At 66.7% G+C, this 17,495-nt stretch carries 15 protein-coding genes and 1 tRNA gene; 3 read left to right on the top strand and 13 right to left on the bottom strand.

Translation table 11 applies throughout. From position 1 onward, the window contains the following. From ispG to DSM100688_RS00140, 3 genes are all read right to left on the bottom strand, one after another. Positions 1–1,242 carry a flavodoxin-dependent (E)-4-hydroxy-3-methylbut-2-enyl-diphosphate synthase gene (ispG, locus tag DSM100688_RS00150; RefSeq protein ID WP_152357172.1) on the bottom strand — a complete coding sequence of 414 codons (1,242 nt, stop codon included), beginning with the start codon at positions 1,240–1,242 and terminating at the stop codon, positions 1–3. 75 nt (positions 1,243–1,317) lie between these two features. Next, positions 1,318–2,502 carry a 1-deoxy-D-xylulose-5-phosphate reductoisomerase gene (gene dxr, locus DSM100688_RS00145; protein WP_152357171.1) on the bottom strand — a complete coding sequence of 395 codons (1,185 nt, stop codon included), beginning with the start codon at positions 2,500–2,502 and terminating at the stop codon, positions 1,318–1,320. Beyond that, positions 2,499–4,232: a DivIVA domain-containing protein gene (locus DSM100688_RS00140; protein ID WP_152357170.1), complete on the bottom strand. Its 1,734-nt coding sequence runs from the start codon at positions 4,230–4,232 to the stop codon at positions 2,499–2,501. Before DSM100688_RS00140 ends, dxr begins: the two co-directional genes overlap by 4 nt. Before the next feature lie 160 nt (positions 4,233–4,392). Here DSM100688_RS00140 and DSM100688_RS00135 point away from each other — a divergent pair. Then, positions 4,393–4,466: transfer RNA gene (locus tag DSM100688_RS00135), tRNA-Val, on the top strand. Positions 4,467–4,529: 63 nt separating this feature from the next. Here DSM100688_RS00135 and DSM100688_RS00130 read toward each other — a convergent pair. Next, positions 4,530–4,946: a DUF3052 domain-containing protein gene (locus DSM100688_RS00130; protein ID WP_152357169.1), complete on the bottom strand. Its 417-nt coding sequence runs from the start codon at positions 4,944–4,946 to the stop codon at positions 4,530–4,532. Between the two features lie 97 nt (positions 4,947–5,043). Further along, the gene (locus DSM100688_RS00125) at positions 5,044–5,904 is read right to left on the bottom strand and encodes a YlbL family protein (RefSeq protein ID WP_420837465.1); all 861 of its coding nucleotides are present in this window, start codon (positions 5,902–5,904) and stop codon (positions 5,044–5,046) included. A 61-nt stretch (positions 5,905–5,965) separates the two neighbouring features. Between DSM100688_RS00125 and DSM100688_RS00120 the strand changes: the two genes are divergently transcribed. Beyond that, entirely contained in the window at positions 5,966–7,564 is a 1,599-nt protein-coding gene (locus tag DSM100688_RS00120) for a zinc-dependent metalloprotease (protein ID WP_152357167.1), read from the top strand. Between the two features lie 508 nt (positions 7,565–8,072). On the opposite strand, the gene pafA is transcribed toward DSM100688_RS00120, so the two are convergent. The 6 genes from pafA to DSM100688_RS00090 form a co-directional block, all read right to left on the bottom strand. After that, entirely contained in the window at positions 8,073–9,554 is a 1,482-nt protein-coding gene (pafA, locus tag DSM100688_RS00115) for a Pup--protein ligase (RefSeq protein ID WP_152357166.1), read from the bottom strand. Beyond that, positions 9,554–9,757, bottom strand: coding sequence for a ubiquitin-like protein Pup (locus DSM100688_RS00110; protein WP_152357165.1), 204 nt, complete (start codon positions 9,755–9,757; stop codon positions 9,554–9,556). The genes pafA and DSM100688_RS00110 overlap by 1 nt, the downstream gene beginning before the upstream one ends. Positions 9,758–9,869: 112 nt before the next feature. Beyond that, on the bottom strand, positions 9,870–10,697 hold the full coding sequence (locus DSM100688_RS00105) for an inositol monophosphatase family protein (protein WP_152357164.1): 828 nt from the start codon (positions 10,695–10,697) through the stop codon (positions 9,870–9,872). 127 nt (positions 10,698–10,824) lie between these two features. After that, the gene (gene dop / locus DSM100688_RS00100) at positions 10,825–12,483 is read right to left on the bottom strand and encodes a depupylase/deamidase Dop (protein WP_152357163.1); all 1,659 of its coding nucleotides are present in this window, start codon (positions 12,481–12,483) and stop codon (positions 10,825–10,827) included. Continuing rightward, positions 12,480–14,021: a proteasome ATPase gene (arc, locus tag DSM100688_RS00095; protein ID WP_152357162.1), complete on the bottom strand. Its 1,542-nt coding sequence runs from the start codon at positions 14,019–14,021 to the stop codon at positions 12,480–12,482. Before arc ends, dop begins: the two co-directional genes overlap by 4 nt. A 17-nt stretch (positions 14,022–14,038) precedes the next feature. After that, positions 14,039–14,749, bottom strand: a complete 711-nt coding sequence (locus DSM100688_RS00090) for a DedA family protein (RefSeq protein ID WP_420837463.1) — start codon at positions 14,747–14,749, stop codon at positions 14,039–14,041. 29 nt (positions 14,750–14,778) lie between these two features. On the opposite strand from DSM100688_RS00090, the gene serB reads away from it, so the two are divergent. After that, the gene (gene serB / locus DSM100688_RS00085) at positions 14,779–15,453 is read left to right on the top strand and encodes a phosphoserine phosphatase SerB (RefSeq protein WP_152357160.1); all 675 of its coding nucleotides are present in this window, start codon (positions 14,779–14,781) and stop codon (positions 15,451–15,453) included. A 247-nt stretch (positions 15,454–15,700) separates the two neighbouring features. Here the strand turns inward: serB and fmt are convergent, their stop codons facing one another. Beyond that, the gene (gene fmt, locus DSM100688_RS00080; protein WP_152357159.1) at positions 15,701–16,675 is read right to left on the bottom strand and encodes a methionyl-tRNA formyltransferase; all 975 of its coding nucleotides are present in this window, start codon (positions 16,673–16,675) and stop codon (positions 15,701–15,703) included. 86 nt (positions 16,676–16,761) lie between these two features. Then, a complete protein-coding gene (locus DSM100688_RS00075) occupies positions 16,762–17,466 on the bottom strand; it encodes an HAD family hydrolase (protein ID WP_152357158.1) in 705 nt (234 codons plus the stop codon). Between the last annotated feature and the right edge of the window lie 29 nt (positions 17,467–17,495).

The raw sequence follows: 17,495 nt of genomic DNA, 5'->3' as shown, positions 1-17,495 counted from the left end.
TCATGCGGCGCGGTTCGGATGCTGGATCGGCACGACGACCGGCCCGGTGGAGCCGACAGGCACCTGGCCGTCGGCCTCCATCTGCGCGGCGATGTCGTTGGCGATCGTGAGCAGCGTGTCGACGATCTGGTCCTCGGGCACGGTCTTGACGACCTTGCCCTTGATGAAGATCTGGCCCTTGCCGTTGCCGGAGGCCACGCCGAGGTCGGCCTCACGCGCCTCGCCCGGGCCGTTGACGATACAACCCATGACGGCCACGCGGATCGGCGCGGTGACGTTCTTCAGCCCCTCGGTCACGGCGGAGGCGAGCTGGATCACGTCGACCTGTGCACGACCGCAGCTCGGGCAGGAGATGATGTCGAACTTGCGCGGACGCAGACCCATGTATTCGAGCAGCTTGCAGCCGACCTTCACCTCTTCGACCGGCGGCGCGGACAGCGACACGCGGATCGTGTCGCCGATGCCTTCGGCGAGCAGCGCGCCGAACGCAAGGCACGACTTGATGGTGCCCTGCCATGCCGGACCGGCCTCGGTGACGCCGAGGTGCAGCGGCCAGTCGCCCTTCGAGGCGAGCAGACGGTAGGTCTGCACCATGGTGATCACGTCGTGATGCTTGACGGAGATCTTGAAGTCGTGGAAGCCGACGTCCTCGAACATGCGCGCCTCCTTGAGCGCGCTCGCCACGAGCGCCTCCGGGGTGGGACCGCCGTACTTGGCGTACAGCTCCTTGTCGAGTGAGCCGGCGTTCACGCCGATGCGCAGCGAGATGCCCGCGTCGGTCGCGGCCTTGCAGATGTCGGGGCCGACTTGGTCGAACTTGCGGATGTTGCCCGGGTTGACGCGCACGGCCGCACAGCCGGCGTCGATGGCCTGGAACACGTACTTGGACTGGAAGTGGATGTCGGCGATGACCGGGATCGGCGACTTACGCACGATCTCGGGCAGTGCGTCGGCGTCGTCCTGGCTCGGCACGGCGACGCGCACGATATCGCAGCCGGCGGCGGTCAGCTCGGCGATCTGCTGGAGCGTGGCACCGACGTTTGCGGTGAGCGTGTTGGTCATCGACTGCACGGAGATGGGCGCTCCCCCACCGACCGGCACGGGACCGACCATGATGCGGCGCGACTTGCGGCGCGGGTGCAGCGGCGATTCGCTGGTCAGGTCGACCGGGTCGCCGGTCTTGCGGAACGGCTTGGCGACGGGCTGCTGGAGGCTTGTGGTTTCGGCGTTCGACGAATTCATGATGTGATGTGGTTCCCTACGCGTCTCATAGTTACGGGCCGGCGACAACCGCACGGCCCGTATTCACGATATCGACTACTGCTTGTTTATCAGATCGTCCGCACGACGGCGGGCTTCCAGCTCGAGTTGGCTCATTTCCTCCACGGATGCGAACAGCGGCGCGCCGCGCAGCTCGGCGTCCATCTCGTCAAGCACCGCCTTGACGGTGTCGACGATGCCGAGGTACGGCAGTCGATGTTCGAGGAACGCGTGCACGGCCTGTTCGTTGGCCGCGTTGAGCACGGCCGTATGCTTTTCGGACGCCGCGAGGCAATGGCGTGCCAGCGACACGGCCGGGAACGCCTCGTCGTCCAGCGGCTCGAACGTCCAGCTGGCGGCCTTGGTCCAGTCGCATGCGGCCGCGACGTTGTCGAGACGGTCCGGCGCGGACAGGCCGAGCGCGATCGGCAGACGCATGTCCGGCGGAGACGCCTGGCAGATCGTCGCGCCGTCGCAGAACTCGACCATCGAGTGCACGATGGACTGCGGGTGGACGGTCACGGCGATGCGGTCCGGCGGGATGTCGAACAGCCGGCTCGCCTCGATGACCTCGAGTCCCTTGTTCATGAGCGTGGACGAGTTGATGGTGACGACCGGGCCCATGTGCCAGGTCGGATGGTTGAGCGCCTGTTCGGGCGTGATGCCGGTCATGTCGGCGCGCTTCCAGCCGCGGAACGGACCGCCGGACGCGGTGACGACCAGACGGCTCACTTCGGCGTGCGTGCCGGAGCGCAGGGACTGCCAGATCGCGGAATGCTCGGAGTCGACCGGGTTGATCTGGTTGTCGCGCGTCTGCGCGCCGAACAGCAGGTGGCCGCCGGCGACGACGGATTCCTTGTTGGCCAGCGCCAGCTGCGAGCCGGCCTTGAGTGCGGCGATGGACGGTTCGAGGCCGATGGATCCGGTGATGCCGTTGAGCACGACGCCGGCACCGCAGCCGGCCAGCGCGATGACGGCCTCGGGGCCGGCCTGCACGCTGGTGTAGTGCGCACCCACGCGGTCGAGGGCGTCACGTAGCGGCGCGGCTGCATGCTTGTCGAAGACGGCGACTTGGGGCACGTGGAACCGCGCGGCCTGTTGGGCGAGCAGTTCGACGTGCGCACCGCCGGCGGCGAGGCCGGTGACGGTGAACCGTTCGGGATGCCGGGCGATGACGTCGAGGCCCTGTGTGCCGATGGATCCGGTGGAACCGAGGATGACGACGGTGGATTGCTGTTTCACTGTTCGCGCTTCTTCACATCGTGATCGTCGAACAGCGACGGGAAGGACAGGTCGGGGATGTCGGTGTTGATGTCGCTGTCGATGCTGGGGAATACGGAGGGGAACGCCGTGAGGTTCGGCGTGTTCGTCTTGCCGTTGGCGGCCGTCTCGTCGGTGACGGGCGACGGCTGGGCCGGCGCGGCAGCAACCGGCGGCACCGGGGCAGCCGGTTCTACGGGAGCCGCTGCGACCGGTTCGGACGGCGCGAAGGACGGCACGGCACCCACGGCCGAAGGCGTGTCGTTCACCGCCTCGACCGGGGACGGCGTCGGCGCGGGGTTCGGCACGGTGAACTCGCTGACGCGGACGTGCGGCGTGGACGGACGTTCCGGCTTGGAGGCCGGGGCGAAGGATTCGGGCATGACCGGCGCCATGGCCTGCGTGGTCTCGCCGGCCGACGGGGTGGCGGGTTCCTCATGCACCGGCTGAACCGGCGCGGGCGCGGCGGGCGATTGCGGTGCGGCAACGGGCGCCGGGGTCGTCGCGGATACGGCGGTCGGGGCCGGCACCGCGAGCACCGGTTCGGTGAGCGAGGGCACGGACGGTGCCGCGAGATCGGGCACGTGCGGCTGGAATGCGGTCGAGGCCTCCTGCACAGCCTCCTCATGCGCAGCCTTGGCCATGTGGGCGAGTTCGGCCAGCGAGGAATCGCCCAGCGACGTCGATTCGGACACAGGGATGATGGGCTGCGCGGCGGCCGGCTCGGGTGCCGGGGCCGGCGCCTCGGGCACGGTCGGGTTCACGGCCGGAGCGACGGAGACCGGAGCCGGCGACGGAACCGGAGCGGACTCGGCGGCGGATGCCGGCGGGAACGCCGGGGCGACCACGGTTTCGGGGGTCGGAGCGGTGGCCTGCGGCGCGAAGATGGCCTGCTCGGCCTTGTGCAGTGCGTCGAAGGATTCGGCCGACGACGGGTCGGCCGTGTACGAAGCGGGCTGGTCGGTCGCCGGGGCGGGCTGCGGTGCGGCGGGGAACAACGGCGCCACGCCGGGCTGCGTCGCGGCGGCGGGAGCCTGCGATGCCGCCGGTTCGGCGTCTGCGGTACCCTGCACGCGCGCGGACACGCGGGCGAACGATTCGATGCGGGTGAGCAGCTGCACGCAGGCGTTGAGATAGTAGTCGACCTGACGCTCGTCGTAGCCGCGACGTCCCTTGCGCTGGGTGAACACCGCGCCGGCGACCGACGCCGCGGTGACGTTTTCCAGTCCGCGCGCCGTCTGCTGGCCGGCGCCGTCCACGCCGAGCTCGGCGGCCGCCTTGTCGACGACGTCGTCGATCAGACGGTCCACCTGCTTGCGGTCATACGACGGATGGCCCTTCTCGCCGCCGCGGAAGCGTTCGCGGGCCGCCCGCGCCGCATGCGCGGCGATCTGACGGTACAACTCCTCGCTTTGCGCCTTCCACGCCACGCGACCCTGATCGGCGATCTGCGCCGCCGTCTGACGGTCCACCACGGCGCGTTCCAGACGCGACAGCGCCGCGTCGACCTGCGCGATGTCGTAGCCGCCCTTGGCCACGTCGAAGGACACATTCTGAATGTCGCGCTGGGTGAGCGTCGCCGCGTCGCTGTCGTACAGCGCATGCGCATGCTCAAGGAACGCATCGACCTGTGCGGCGTCGTATCCCAACTTGCGCTTCCCGGCACGGGCGATCATCGACTCACCGCGTGCGGCTTCGGCTTCCTGCGCCATCTATCGACCTCCTACGGATAGTATTGCGGTTTCAACTCTACGTTGCGCTTGCGACGCACGGCACGCAAAAACGGGCGTGCCGGTCACGACACGCCCGTGCAGCCGCCCGACGCGCTCATGTCGCGCTTTTGTACGGGCATACGTTACAGTATTCACGTGCGGGCGATTAGCTCAGTTGGTTAGAGCGCCACCTTTACACGGTGGATGTCGGGGGTTCGAATCCCTCATCGCCCACCTTTGGCCCGCGATGCAGCGGGCGTCGTCGGTATCCCGAGTACTCCCCACCGAATCCTGCGATCAGCGGCCCTTGCCGAAGGCGCGCAGGTGGATGCCGTTCCAGTCCTTGCTGGCGGTGAGCGGCGTGGCCGCGTTCATGCCGGCGGTCTTCGCGGCCGACTGCACGGTGCTGGAGCTCGCCGCGCCGGGGCGTCCTGGCTTCGGGGTGAGCACCCACAGCGGGCCGTCGTCACCGAGCACGGCATACGCGTCCACGATCACGTCGGACAGTTCGTCCTCGTCGTCGCCGTCGCGCCACCAGATGATCACGCCGTCCACGGCGGAATCGTAATCCTCGTCGACCAGATCCTCGCCGGTCAGATCCTCGATCTTGGCGCGGATCGAATCGTCCACGTCCTCGTCCCACAGCCACTCCTGGACGATGTCGCCCTTGTGGAAACCGAACTCTTCAGCGTTATCAGATGCCGTTTGATTCACGGGACATTACATTAGCAAACCGCTGGGAACAGCGACGTTAACACACGCGGCGCGTCTCGAAAAACGGTCGCGCGCGTCATACGGCCATACGCGGCCGTCAGTCGGCCGAGCACTGCGGCAGAGACTCCCCCTTGCCTTCGCCGATCGCCACGAGCGCGCGATACGCCTCGTCGAGCGTCGACACCTTCACGTCGCGCAGCCCCTGCGGCACATGGCCGACGACCTCGTCGCAGTTCGACTCGGGCGCGAGGAACCACCTCGCGCCGTCGCGTTTCGCGCCGAGCATCTTCAGCCGTATCCCGCCGATCGCGCCGACCTTGCCGTCCTTGGACATCGTGCCGGTGCCGGCGATCGTCAGCCCGCCGGTTTCGTCCGCGTCGGTGAGCTTGTCGATCAGGCCGAGCGCGTACATCATGCCGGCGGACGGGCCGCCGATATCGTCGACGTGCATGGTGACCGTCACGCCGTCCGTATCGACGCCGAGTCGCTTCGCGTACGTCAGCGCGGCGGCTGTGGCTGAGTCCTGCGACGAGCTCATCTGCTGGTTGCTCTCCTGCTTGTACTGCTCGGCGGTTTGGCCGACCGGGATGACGGCCTCCTGTGGCATCACCGTTTCGTGCGGATCGAGCCACGCCTTCACGGCCTGCGCGTTCGTCACCGGATAGCCCGGTACGCCGGACGCGTTGACGGTGACGAGCAGCAGCTTGCCCTTGTCGGCGTGCGTGCGCGCGCCGGAAACCGCGATGATCTCCTTGCCGTCGCTCGTGCCGAGCACGTCGGCGGTCGGGCCGGGCCCCTCCACGACGTACGCGCTCGGCAGGCACAGCACCACGACCGACAGCAGCACGGCCATCGATCCGATGAAATACCTGCGCGGACGAGACGTGCAGTAGTCGCGGACGCGCGCGCCGATGCGTGGGAATATGCCTTGGGCGTGAGGGTGACGTTTCAGGTGCATTTTCGGCATACCTCCAATACTATGGAACCAACACGTTAACACACGAAGCGGGGAACCGACTATGGATGAGAACGCACTGCACCAATGGCTGATCGACTGTTTCGGCCCGATCCAGGGCGAGATGGCCTTCAATCAGATCAACAGCCTGCCCGACGCGATCAAGGACCAGCTCATGAACCAGGATCCCGCGAAGCTGCCCAAGCCGAGCGAGGTGCAGGCGCTGATGCAGGCGTTCACCGCCGGCGGGCTCAACACGCCGGGCGACATGCAGCAGACCGTCGAGAACGGACCGATCAACGTCAAGCTCGCCAAGTCGCTCGCGTTGCAGAAGGCGAACGGCGAAGGCTCGCTGGCGTCGGTGAACGCAACGGACGGGCAGGCGGCGCGACGCGCGATGAGCGAGGCGAGCCTGTGGCTGGACACGGCCTGCGAGATGGATCCGGCCGGCGGCGAACCGGATGTGCTGACCCGCGCCGGCTGGGTCGAAGGGACAATCGATGCGTGGGCAAAGTTCGCCGCGCCGGTGGCCGAGTCGATGAACGACGCGTTGGCGTCGGTGATCTCCGAGCGTCTGGGCGATTCGTTCAACGGCGAAATCGCGGGCATGTTCGCCGGGCCGGTGCCGATTCCGGTGCCGGAGGGCATGAAGAACCCGGCGCAGCTGATGAAGCTGCTCGGCAACACGTCGTTCGCGATGCAGCTGGGGCATGCGGCCGGCGACCTGTCGCACGAGGTGCGCGGCAGCTTCGATCAGGGCATCGCGCTGCTGGCGAATCCCGCGGGCGGGCTGATCGTGCAGAACGTCGAGGAATATGCGAAGTCGCTAGATCTGCCGGCCGACGAGGTGATGTCGTTCCTTGCGTTGCAGGAGATGGCGCACGCGCGCCTGTTCGCGTCGGTGCCGTGGCTGATGCCGCGGTTCGAAGCGCTGATCGGCAAGTACGCGCGCGGCGTGGACATCGATCTCGACGCGATGGAGGAGCAGCTGCGCGAGGCGACGAGCATGGATCCGGAGGCGATTTCCGGCGCGGTGAACCTCACCAAGGTGGGCATCGCGGACACGCCGGAGCAGCGGGAGGCGAAGGCGTCGCTGGAGACGCTGCTCGCGTTGGTCGAAGGCTGGGTCGATTGCGTGGTGTGGCGCGCCGGCATGGCGCATATTCCGCATATCGAACAGTTGCGTGAGATGCTGCGACGCGAGCGTGCGGTGGGAGGCCCGGCCGAGCGGACGTTTGAATCGCTGATCGGTCTGGAGCTACGGCCGAAGCGGATGCGTGAGGCCGCGGCGCTGTGGGAGAGGATCGGCGCGGAGGAAGGCGCCGAGGCGCGCGACGCGAAGTGGTCGCACCCGGATCTGCTGCCGCAGCTGCCGTCCGATGCGCCGGCCGTCGCGGCCGGTGATGGCTCGACGGATGCCTCGCAGACGACCGGTCAGTCGGGCACGCTGGGCACCGGTGCGACCGGCGACGACGGGGCGGACAGCTTCGCGAGCGGCGATACCTCTGCGATCGACTGGGACGCCGAGCTCACCAAGCTCCTCGACGAAACCCCCGGCGATGCTACTGGCGCTGATGGCAACACTGATGCCGGAGGCGAGACCGGCAACGGCGACGATCAGGACGGCGGCCAAGACAGCGACAAGAACACTCCCACCGACTGATCCACCCCCCCTAACGGACATACAGCCGATTTACCCATCATCATCGGCTGTATGTCCGTTAGTGTTATACGGACGCAATACAGTAGCCGTCGTACTCCCTTCCAGCCGCACTCCCTAACGGACATACAGCCGATTCCGACCGGTAAATCGGCTGTATGTCCGTTGAACGGTACGGGCGCGCCACGCGACAGCCGCCGCACGCTGATCCACCGCCCCCCCTCCAACGGACATACAGCCGATCTCGCGCAGTTGCTCGCCCGAGTCATGAACGACCGTCCCACTAACGGACATACAGCCGATTCGCACGGCGAAAACGGCTGTATGTCCGTTGAAGAATGAAGCCAAAAACACGTACGACAGTTCTCAATGTTGTAGCCGCAACTTCTTGACGGACATACAGCCGTTTTCGCCGTGCGAATCGGCTGTATGTCCGTCAAGGGTTATGGATGTGTCTCACCGACCGCCCCAATCCCTGTCCGCAGCACTTGCTCAACGGACTTGAAACCGCCTAGAGCGCCTGCATCAGCTGGCGGTAATCGGCCGTCGGCTCGTCGGCGAACGGGTCGAGGATCACCGCCTCGCGGTGTTCGGGGCTCGACAACGTCAGCCGCGTCCAATCGCAGGAGAACTGCGCGCCTGCGACCAACGCCGCAGCGACGAATCCACCGCGCAACGCGGCGCGCGTATCGGCCGGCGGTTCGGTCAGCGCACGCCGCGCATCCCCGTCGTCCAGCAGCCGCATCATCGCGCCGCGACGCAGCAGCGCATCGTACAACGTGCCGTTCGCGATGTCGTGATAGTCCATGTCCAGCTGTTCGAGCTTGGACTGCGCGACCCCGCCGCGGCGCGCGTGCAGCGTCTCGAACAGCCGCAGCTTCGCCGCCCAGTCGACCCGGTCCGCCAACCGTCCGCTCTCCCCCGCATCCAGCAGGTCCAGCGTGCGACGCCACTCGTCAAGTACCCGGCCGATCCCGTCACGCGACGCAACCGCATCCGTCCTCGTCCCGTTCATCGCCGCATCCATCGCCGCCGCATGTCCGGCGACAAACCGTTCGACGATGCGCAGGAACCCACGCTGGATGTCAAGCGCCGTCAACTCCCGGCCATCCGCCATCCGCAGCGATGCGTTCCGGCAGGTCAGATCACGGCTGACCGCGCGGTTCGCCTCCCCCGGCGCGGCCAACGCGAACGTCTCGAACCCGGACGGCACGCCCAGCCGCGCGGATTCCTCGATCACGCACAGCACGAGATGCGTCACGGCGAGCTTCATCCACGTGGCCCACTGCGACCGGTTGGAATCGCCGATGATCACGTGCAGGCGGCGGAACTCCTCAGGATCGGCGTGCGGTTCGTCGCGCGTGTTGACCATCGGGCGCGAACGCGTCGTGGCGGAGGAGACGGCCTCGTCCAGATAATCGGCGCGCTGCGTGATCTCGAAACCCTCGTCGGTCACACGGCCCGCGCCGGTGTACAGCTGCCGCGTGATGAGGAACGGCAGCAGCTCGTGTTCGACCTGTTCGAGCGACACGAACCGGCGCACGAGATAGTTTTCGTGGCATCCGAACGAGTGCCCGGCGGAGTCGGCGTTGTTTTTGAACACGTGCACACGCAGACCGGTGCCGTAGGTGGCCTGCAGCCGTTCCTGCGCCTGTGCCGCAAGCCGGCGCATCATGAGCTCGCCGGCCATGTCCTGCGCCAGCGCATCAAGCGGACGGCGCGCCTCGGCGGTCGCGTACTCGGGGTGCGAACCGACGTCGAGGTACAGTCGCGAGCCGTTGGTCAGGTACGTGTTCGTCGAGCGAGACCGGGACACGATCGGCTGGAACATCATCATGGCGACCTGACCCGCGTCCACCGGCCGGCCGGCGCCGGTCACGGACACGCCGTACTCGGTTTCGATGCCGAAGATGCGCGCGAATCCTTCGAATTCCGGGGACTGCCGCACCGTCGATCCCGGCCCGCTGTTGCCGCTGTCGCGCAGCTGCGGCATCACTCGCCGCCTTTTTGCACGAAGCTGTTCACGTACTCCTCGGCGTTGGTCTCCAGCACGGATTCGATGTCGTCGAGCACCGAGTCGAGCACGTCGCCGGTCGCCTCGGCCTGCGTGTTCTCGACGCGCGTGGTTTCGGCCTGCGCGTCATGCTGTGCGGACTGTTGCGCGTCCGCGTTCGCCTGTTCGAATTGCTGAGGCATGATTGCCGCTCCCTGTTCTGTGACCGTTTCGCGATCCGTTCCGTGATCGTCGAGTTCGCGCGCACCGTGATGCCCGGCGGTGCCGACGCCGCCGCTTCGGCCGTCGCGTGCACTACAGCAGGTACGGGCGCAGCTCGTCGATGATCAGACCGTTCGACGCCACGATGTCGTTTTCGCGACGCCAGTGGACCAAGCCGCCGTTCCATGTGCGCAGCTTGGCCTGTGCCTCCCATAATACGATTGCGCCGGCGGACACGGCGGGCACGTCCCATTTATGCAGGTTCGGCTCGAAGTACGCGTCGTACGTGCCGTCGGCCACCTTGCACAGATCGAGCGAGGCGGGGCCGACGCGCTTGATGTCGGCCGGCAGGCCGGCGATGGCGCTGACCACGGCGAGCGCGCGCTTGGACTCCTCGGGCACGTACGACATGCCGTAACTGACGACGGAGCCGTCCAGATGCGCGGTGGTCGACGGCATGATCTTCTCGCGCTTGTCGCCGATCGGCGTCTTGCGGATGCGGATCGCACCCTGACCGCGCGCGGCCAGATACGTCATGCCGAGGGCCGGCGCGTGCACGACGCCGACGATCGGCTGTGCGGAGCCTTCCTCGTTGAATTCGAACAGGGAGACGGTGATCGCCCATTCGGGCATGTTACGCGAATAGTTGATGATGCCGTCGATGTTGCCGACGCACCAGTAGCGTTCGCCCGGATGGCATTCCTCGGGGCGGTCCTGCCACTGGCCGTTGAAGTTGTCGATGTACGACAGACGGTTGGCGATGAACCGCGACAGGCGGTCGTCGACGTCGAGCGTGGACTGTTTGTCCGGCGACAGGTTCAGGCTTTTCAGGTCGCGCGGGTTGATCTGGTCGGTCAGGGCGTGGCGGCCGGCGTCCTGGGCGATGCGCGCCACTTCCAGTGCGAGTTCCCTCAGTTCCATCGTCATCCTTACGTTCGTGCGGTCGGGCCGCCGTACGCTTGGTGTCGCTGGGGCGGCGGGCGGTGGTCGTTCTGCTGGTCGTTGCGGCCAAGGGCCCGGTCGTCGCCGGTGGTCGCCCTTGAACCGATCACATGATCATGTTCATTTTATCCGAAGTCGTGATGTTCTCAGAGAGTCTCGACAGCGTTTCCACGGCGGTCGAACATTCGTCCACAATCCGTTCACACCGTGTGCGGTCGAAGCGCAGCGGGTCGGACATGTCGAGCGTGAACAGGTCGGATTGGCGGGCGGTCGGCCGGCTCGCGTTGCCGTATAGGTCACGGTCGTCGACGGCGTCGGGATGCGCACGCACGGTCAGGTGCGACCACGACGCGGCGACCACCTGATCGGGGTACCGGCTTACGATCGTGGCGCGTAGCCAGGCGCGCGTGTCCTCGGGCGCCCGTTCGGCGGCGGCGCGTACGTCGTCGTCCGTGTTGACCCGTTCGGTGTGCGACGCGAGTTTCGCAAACACCGATGTGGCCGGGTCGAGCGCCGCCCAGCTCAGGTCGATCGCCTTGAGCTGCGGCGCGTCCCAGCCGAGGCCGCGTTTGCGGCGCAGTTTCTCGAGCAGTTGCCATTTGAACAGCCATTCGACGCGCGACGCCTCGGCGCTCATCGTCAGCCGCGCGTCGTCGTCGGCATGCCGGATGGCGGCCGTGTCGGCGAGCGCCTGTCCCCACATCGCCATGATCGACCGCGTCGGCTTATCCGGCCAGACCGGTTCGCCGGTCGTGTCGGTGCCGTGGATGATCGCGGCGGCCGCGTAGACGGCGGAACGCAGCATGACCTGGATCTGCCATGCGGTCATCGCGCCGCCGTGTTCGAGCGGCAGTGGTTCGGCGAGCGTCAGATCATGTGAAACGGTGTGCATCGCGGCGACCGGGTCGGCGAGTTCGAGCCGGTCGAGCAGGTCGGTCATGTCCAGTCCGGCGTCGTCGGCGTGTTCGGCGAGCCACAGCAGCATGGAGGTGACGCCGAGTTTGAGCGTCTGCGGCACGTCCATGCGGTTCGCGTCGCCGACGATGCCGTGCAGGCGGCGCCAGTCGCCGGTGCTGTGCGGTTCGTCGCGCGTGTTGATGATCGGCCGGTCGAACGTGGTCTGCAGGCCGATCTTCATGTGGATGTAGTCGGCGCGCTGGCTCAGCTGGTAGCCCGGCGTTTCGCTGCGTTCGCCGAGGCCGACGCGGCCGGATCCGGTGTAGATCTGCCGGGTGACGAAATGGGCGGTCATGAGGCGGGCGATGACGTCGAACGGTACGGCTCGCAGCGTCATGTAGTTCTCGTGCGTGCCCCAGCTGGCACCCTTGCCGTCGACGTTGTTGCGGTGCAGGACGATCGGCGTGCCGGTGTCTGCGGACGCGCGGCGGGCCGCAGCGAGCATGATGCGATCCCCGGCGTGGTCGTATCGTACGGCTTCGAACGGGTCGGTCGTTTCCGGCGCGGAGTATTCGGGGTGCGCGTGGTCGACGTAGACGCGGCCGCCATTGGGGGCGATCACGTTGACGATGTTGAGCTGCGGCGCGTCGGTAAGCATGTCGGGGCGGGCGGCGGCGCGTTCGAGCCGGGTGCCGCGCATGTCGTTGACCGGATCCTCCTGCCGGTAGTCCCAGCGGATGTGCGCGTTCGCGTCGTTCGCGGCCGCGCCGACCACGTCGAACGACAGCTGCACGGGGTTGGCGTGCGCGCCGTCCGCGCGCGACACCGCGTATTCGGTTTCCGTTCCCATGACGCGTCTGACGCTCATCGCACACCTCTGATTCTCGTGATTCGTCCCATGTCCATGCCGTTGATGCGGCTCCACTGTTCGGGGTCGGCGTCGAGCACCGAGTCGCGGGTCTCCGCGAATTCGTCCTCGACGGCCGCGCCGAGCAGCGCCGCGCCGAGCGCGACCGGCGAACCGGAGTCGATCGACGCCTTGACGGCCTTGGTCTTGGCCCGGTCCACGATGTTCTTGAGCATCGCGCCGGACGCCACATCGGCGAGGAACACGGCCGTCCACGCGCCCTTGTCGTCACAGGCGTCGCACAGATGCCGGCGTTCGGAACGATCGTAGATGTCACCCACCATGACGCGCGCCAGGGCGTCCGCATCCACGCCGTTCTCCAGCGGCAGGTCGTCGGTCAGATAGTGGCGGATGATCGACGTCGCCTGCGCGGCATCAGGCCGCTCGATGTGGATCTTCACGTCGAGCCGTCCGGGGCGCAGCACGGCCGGGTCGATCATGTCGATGCGGTTGGACGCGCCGATCACCATTACGTTATCGAGTCGTTCCACGCCGTCGAGTTCGGCCAAAAACTGTGGCACGATCGTGGTCTCCACGTCGGACGAGACGCCGGAGCCGCGCGTACGCAGCAGCGAGTCCATCTCGTCGATGAACACGATGACCGGGCGTCCGTCGGCGGCGCGTTCGCGGGCGCGTTTGAAGATCATGCGTACGAGCCGTTCGGATTCGCCGACGAACTTGTTGAGCAGCTCGGGGCCCTTGACCGACAGGAACACACCGGAGCCGTTGCCGGAGCCTTCGGCGAGCGCGTGGGCGACGGCCTTGGCGATGAGCGTCTTGCCGTTGCCGGGCGGACCGTACAGCAGCACGCCCTTGGGCGGTTTGAGATCGTAGCGCTCGAACAGTGCACGGTGCAGGAACGGCAGTTGGACGGCATCGCGGATGCGTTCGATCTGCTGGTCAAGGCCGCCGATGTCGGCGAATGTGACGTCGGGGGTCTCTTCGAGGACGAGGTCGCCGTCGTCGGATTCGGGTAGCAGTTCGATGGCGAGACGGTTGGACGGATCGACGCAGACGCGGTCGCCCTGGTTGACGGTGACGTTCGCGAGTGTGCCGGCGCGGCGGATGAGCTGCGGGTTGCCGCTGGCGTCGGCGACGATGAGACGGCCGTCATCGAGCGTCTCCTTGACCGTGCGAACCGGGCCGGCGGTGTCGGGGCCGCGCTGTTCGACGAGCACCATGTTCTCGTTGAGCATGACCGTGTTGCCGACGGCGAGTCGGGAGGCATTGACGTTCGCGGCGACGGGCACGACCATGCGACGGGTGCCGGCGATGATTTCGGCGCTGGCGTGCTGCACGCCGTCCTCGTCGGTATGCGTGGAGTCGACCTTGACCATTGTGGCGAAGGTGAGCGGCGGCTGGGCGAGCTGCGCCAGCTGCGCCTTGGCCTTCGTCAGCTCCTTGCCGGCGCGGGTCAACGCCTGCGCCAACGCATGGTTCTTCTCCATCAGCCGATCATTGAGCGCCGCCAGCTCCTCGGCGCTCCGTTCCTCATCCATCGTATGCCTCACCTCTGCTATTGATTCTTCCGTGCCGCTATCATGCTACGAATCTTGTGTACCGCAAACACCACGACGACCACGATGAAGGCGACGATCACCACATCCTCGAACACGCCGAGCACACCGAGGATCGAGCACCACTGGTCGCCGAGCAGATACCCGGTCGATACGAGGATCGTGTTCCACACCGCCGAGCCGAGCAGCGTCCAGCCGGTGAACTGCACGAAGTTCATGCGGTTGAATCCGGCCGGAATCGAAATCAGCGAACGCACGACGGGAATCACACGGCCGAGCAGCACCGACCAGGTGCCGTACCTGGTGAACCAGTCGTTGGCCTTGTTCACGTCCTTGCGGCTCACGCCGGGGATCACGTCGGCGGCGCGGTGGATGCGGTGCAGGCCTACCCAGCGCGAGATGCCGTAGAGCGCCCATGCGCCGAGCAGCGAGCCGACGGTGGCCCAGATGATCGCCTCGACGAGGTTCAGCGTGCCGCGTGCGGCGGTGAAGCCGGCGAGCGGCAGGATGACCTCACTGGGGATCGGCGGGAAGATCGATTCGAGCGCGATGGCGAACGCCACTCCGATGCCGCCGATCGTCTCCATCAGACCGACGAGCCAGTCGGTGATCGCGCCGATCAGGCCCGTCTCGCCCGTCGTGCAGATCGGTGTGGCGGATTCGGCCAGTATCACGGCCGGAAATGTCGTCGAAAAAGTCATAGGGGCCATTGTCCCAACGTTTTTCGACAATCGGAAGCATGCTCGATGAAACATTGCAAGACCTTGACACCCCGACCCTGTCGAAGCCCGGACTGCTGGTGATGGACGTGGATTCCACCCTGATCGACGAGGAGGTCATCGACCAGCTGGGCGAGGCGGCCGGCTGCGGCGACGAGATCGCGGCGGTGACGGAACGGGCGATGCGCGGCGAACTGGAGTTCTGCGACGCGTTGCGCGCCCGCGTGGCGTTGTTGCGGGGTCTGCCGGTGTCGGTGTTCGATACGGTGCATGACGGGCTGCATTTCACGAACGGCGCGCTGAAGCTCATCGACACGTTGCACGAACACGGCTGGAAGGTCGGCGTGGTGTCGGGCGGATTCCATGAGGTGGTGGACCGTCTGGCGGAGGATGCGCATATCGATTTCTGGCTGGCGAACCGGCTGGAGGTCGCGGACGGCGTGCTGACCGGGCAGGTGGTCGGCGATATCGTGTGCAAGACGGTGAAGCTGCATGCGTTGCAGGCGTGGTCGAAGCGGATCGGCGTGCCGATGAGCCAGACCGTGGCTGTGGGCGACGGTGCGAATGACATTCCGATGATTCAGGCCGCCGGTCTCGGCATCGCGTTCTGCGCGAAGCCGAAGACCCAGCTCGCCGCCCATCACGCCATCAACGAGCGCGACCTCACCCGGGTTCTTCCCCTCATTCGTCCGTAATCCCCTGTCATCTCTCCCTTCCCTCTAACGGACATGCAGCCGAAAAGGATAGGAAAATCGGCTGTATGTCCGTTAGAGGGTATGGCCACGACGATGTGGCACAGCCATACCCCAACGTATCCAACGGCCATCCCTCTGGCCAAACTCGTCTCCCCTTAACGGACATACAGCCGATGTGGACATCCTTTTCGGCTGTATGTCCGTTGGGGGTGGCGATGCGGTGGGGGTGGTGGCGCGACAGCGAGAATCAGGCGCAGTGTGCGGCGGGGGCGAGGCGGGCGCCGCGGGCCCAATCGGGCGCGCGCATGGCCTTCTTGCCCTGTGCCTTGACCTCAAGCAGTTCGAGCGGCGTGGAACCGGTGCCCACCCACACGTTCTTCTTGCCCGCCGCAATCATGCCCGCCGCCAATGCCGCCGGCGCGTTCGGATGATCCATATCGGCCGGCTGCGCACGCAGCACATGCAACGTGATCGGTTCGGCACCGTCCGCGTCGTCGGCGTGCAGCAGGCACCATGCGCCCGGGTTCGGCGTGCACGCGCGGATCTGACGGTCCACGACCTCGACCGGCGCGGTGAAGTCGATATGTGCGTCGTCAACGCGGATCTTCTCGGCCTTCGGATAGTCGCCCTCCTGCTGGGCGACCGCGGCCGCACGGCCGGCGTCCACGGCCTGCATCGCGTGCACGAGCACCGACGATCCACTGTTCGCCAATCGCATCAGCAGATCACCCGCGTTCTCATGCGCGTCGATCTCGGTTTCGCGCTGGGCGACGATCGGACCGGCGTCCATGCCGCGCGTGATGCGGAACACGGTGACGCCGGTGTACCGGTCGCCGGCCCAGATGGCGCGCTGCACGGGGGCGGCGCCACGCCACTGCGGCAGCATGGAGAAATGCAGGTTGTACCAGCCGAGCGGCAACGCGTCGAGCACGGATTCCTTGAGGATCTTGCCGTAGGCGACCACGGCGGCGGCCTGTGCACCGGTGGCGGCGAGCTCGCTGATGAACACGTTGTCCTCGGACGGGTCGGATTCGATGACCGGCAGGTCGAGTTCGAGCGCGGCCTGTTTGACCGGGCTCGGCGTGAGCTTGCGGCCGCGGCCGGTCGGCGCGTCAGGGCGGGTGAGCACGGCGACGATCTCGAAATGTTCGGTGTCGGCGGCCAGCGCGCGCAGCGACGGCACAGCCACGTCCGGCGTGCCGGCGAACAGGATTTTCAGCAAACCATCTCTCCTTCACTGAATAACGACAGGGTCACATGATACGCGGATGCCCGATCGGCGGCATGCGTGGCCGCCGCGCACGGGACTCACTGCACGCCGGGAATGGCCACGCCCTGACGGATGAGGATCTCACGCAGCTTGCGCGAGTCGGAGAAGCGGATGCCGCGGATGCCGGCCTCGTTCGCGCCGACGATGTTCATGGCCTTGTCGTCGACGAACACGCTGGTCTCGGCCGCGATGCCGAAGTCCTTGAGCGCGGCCTCGTAGATGTCGCGGTGCGGCTTGCGCAGCTTGACGAATCCGGACACGAGCTTGCCGTCGAGCCGCTGCAGGATCTTGCAGTTCTCCTCGGCGCAGTGGAACAGGCTCTTCTCCCAGTTCGACAGGCCCCACACGCCGACGCCCGCGGCCTTGAGATCGTCGACGAGCACGCGCATGCCGGGCACGATGCCGGTGAGCGAATCCTCGAAGTTGTCGCAGTAGTACTGCAGGATGTCGGCCCAACGGTCACCGTGCGTCTCACGCATCCACGCGATGCCCTCGGCCGTACTCGCGCCGCCGTCCATGCGATCGTTCGCATCATAGAAGCCGGAGATGTCGTTGTCGAGGAACTGGTCGATGGTGTCCTGACTGTACCGCGCGATGAGCACGGCGGCCGGATCCCAGTAGATCAGTACGTTGCCGAAATCGAAGATGACGTCGGTGATCGGCTTGCCCGCCGCCGACGCGGCGTTGCCGTCCGCCATGAGCACGTCGTGCTCCATATCCGGTTCTCCCGGCCAACCCTTCATACGATCCTCCAATCGAACGTCGTCCGAGT

It is taken from the genome of Bifidobacterium ramosum (assembly GCF_009299505.1).
Taxonomy (GTDB): Bacteria; Actinomycetota; Actinomycetes; order Actinomycetales; family Bifidobacteriaceae; genus Bifidobacterium; species Bifidobacterium ramosum.
This window is presented reverse-complemented; position numbering and strand designations above follow the sequence as displayed.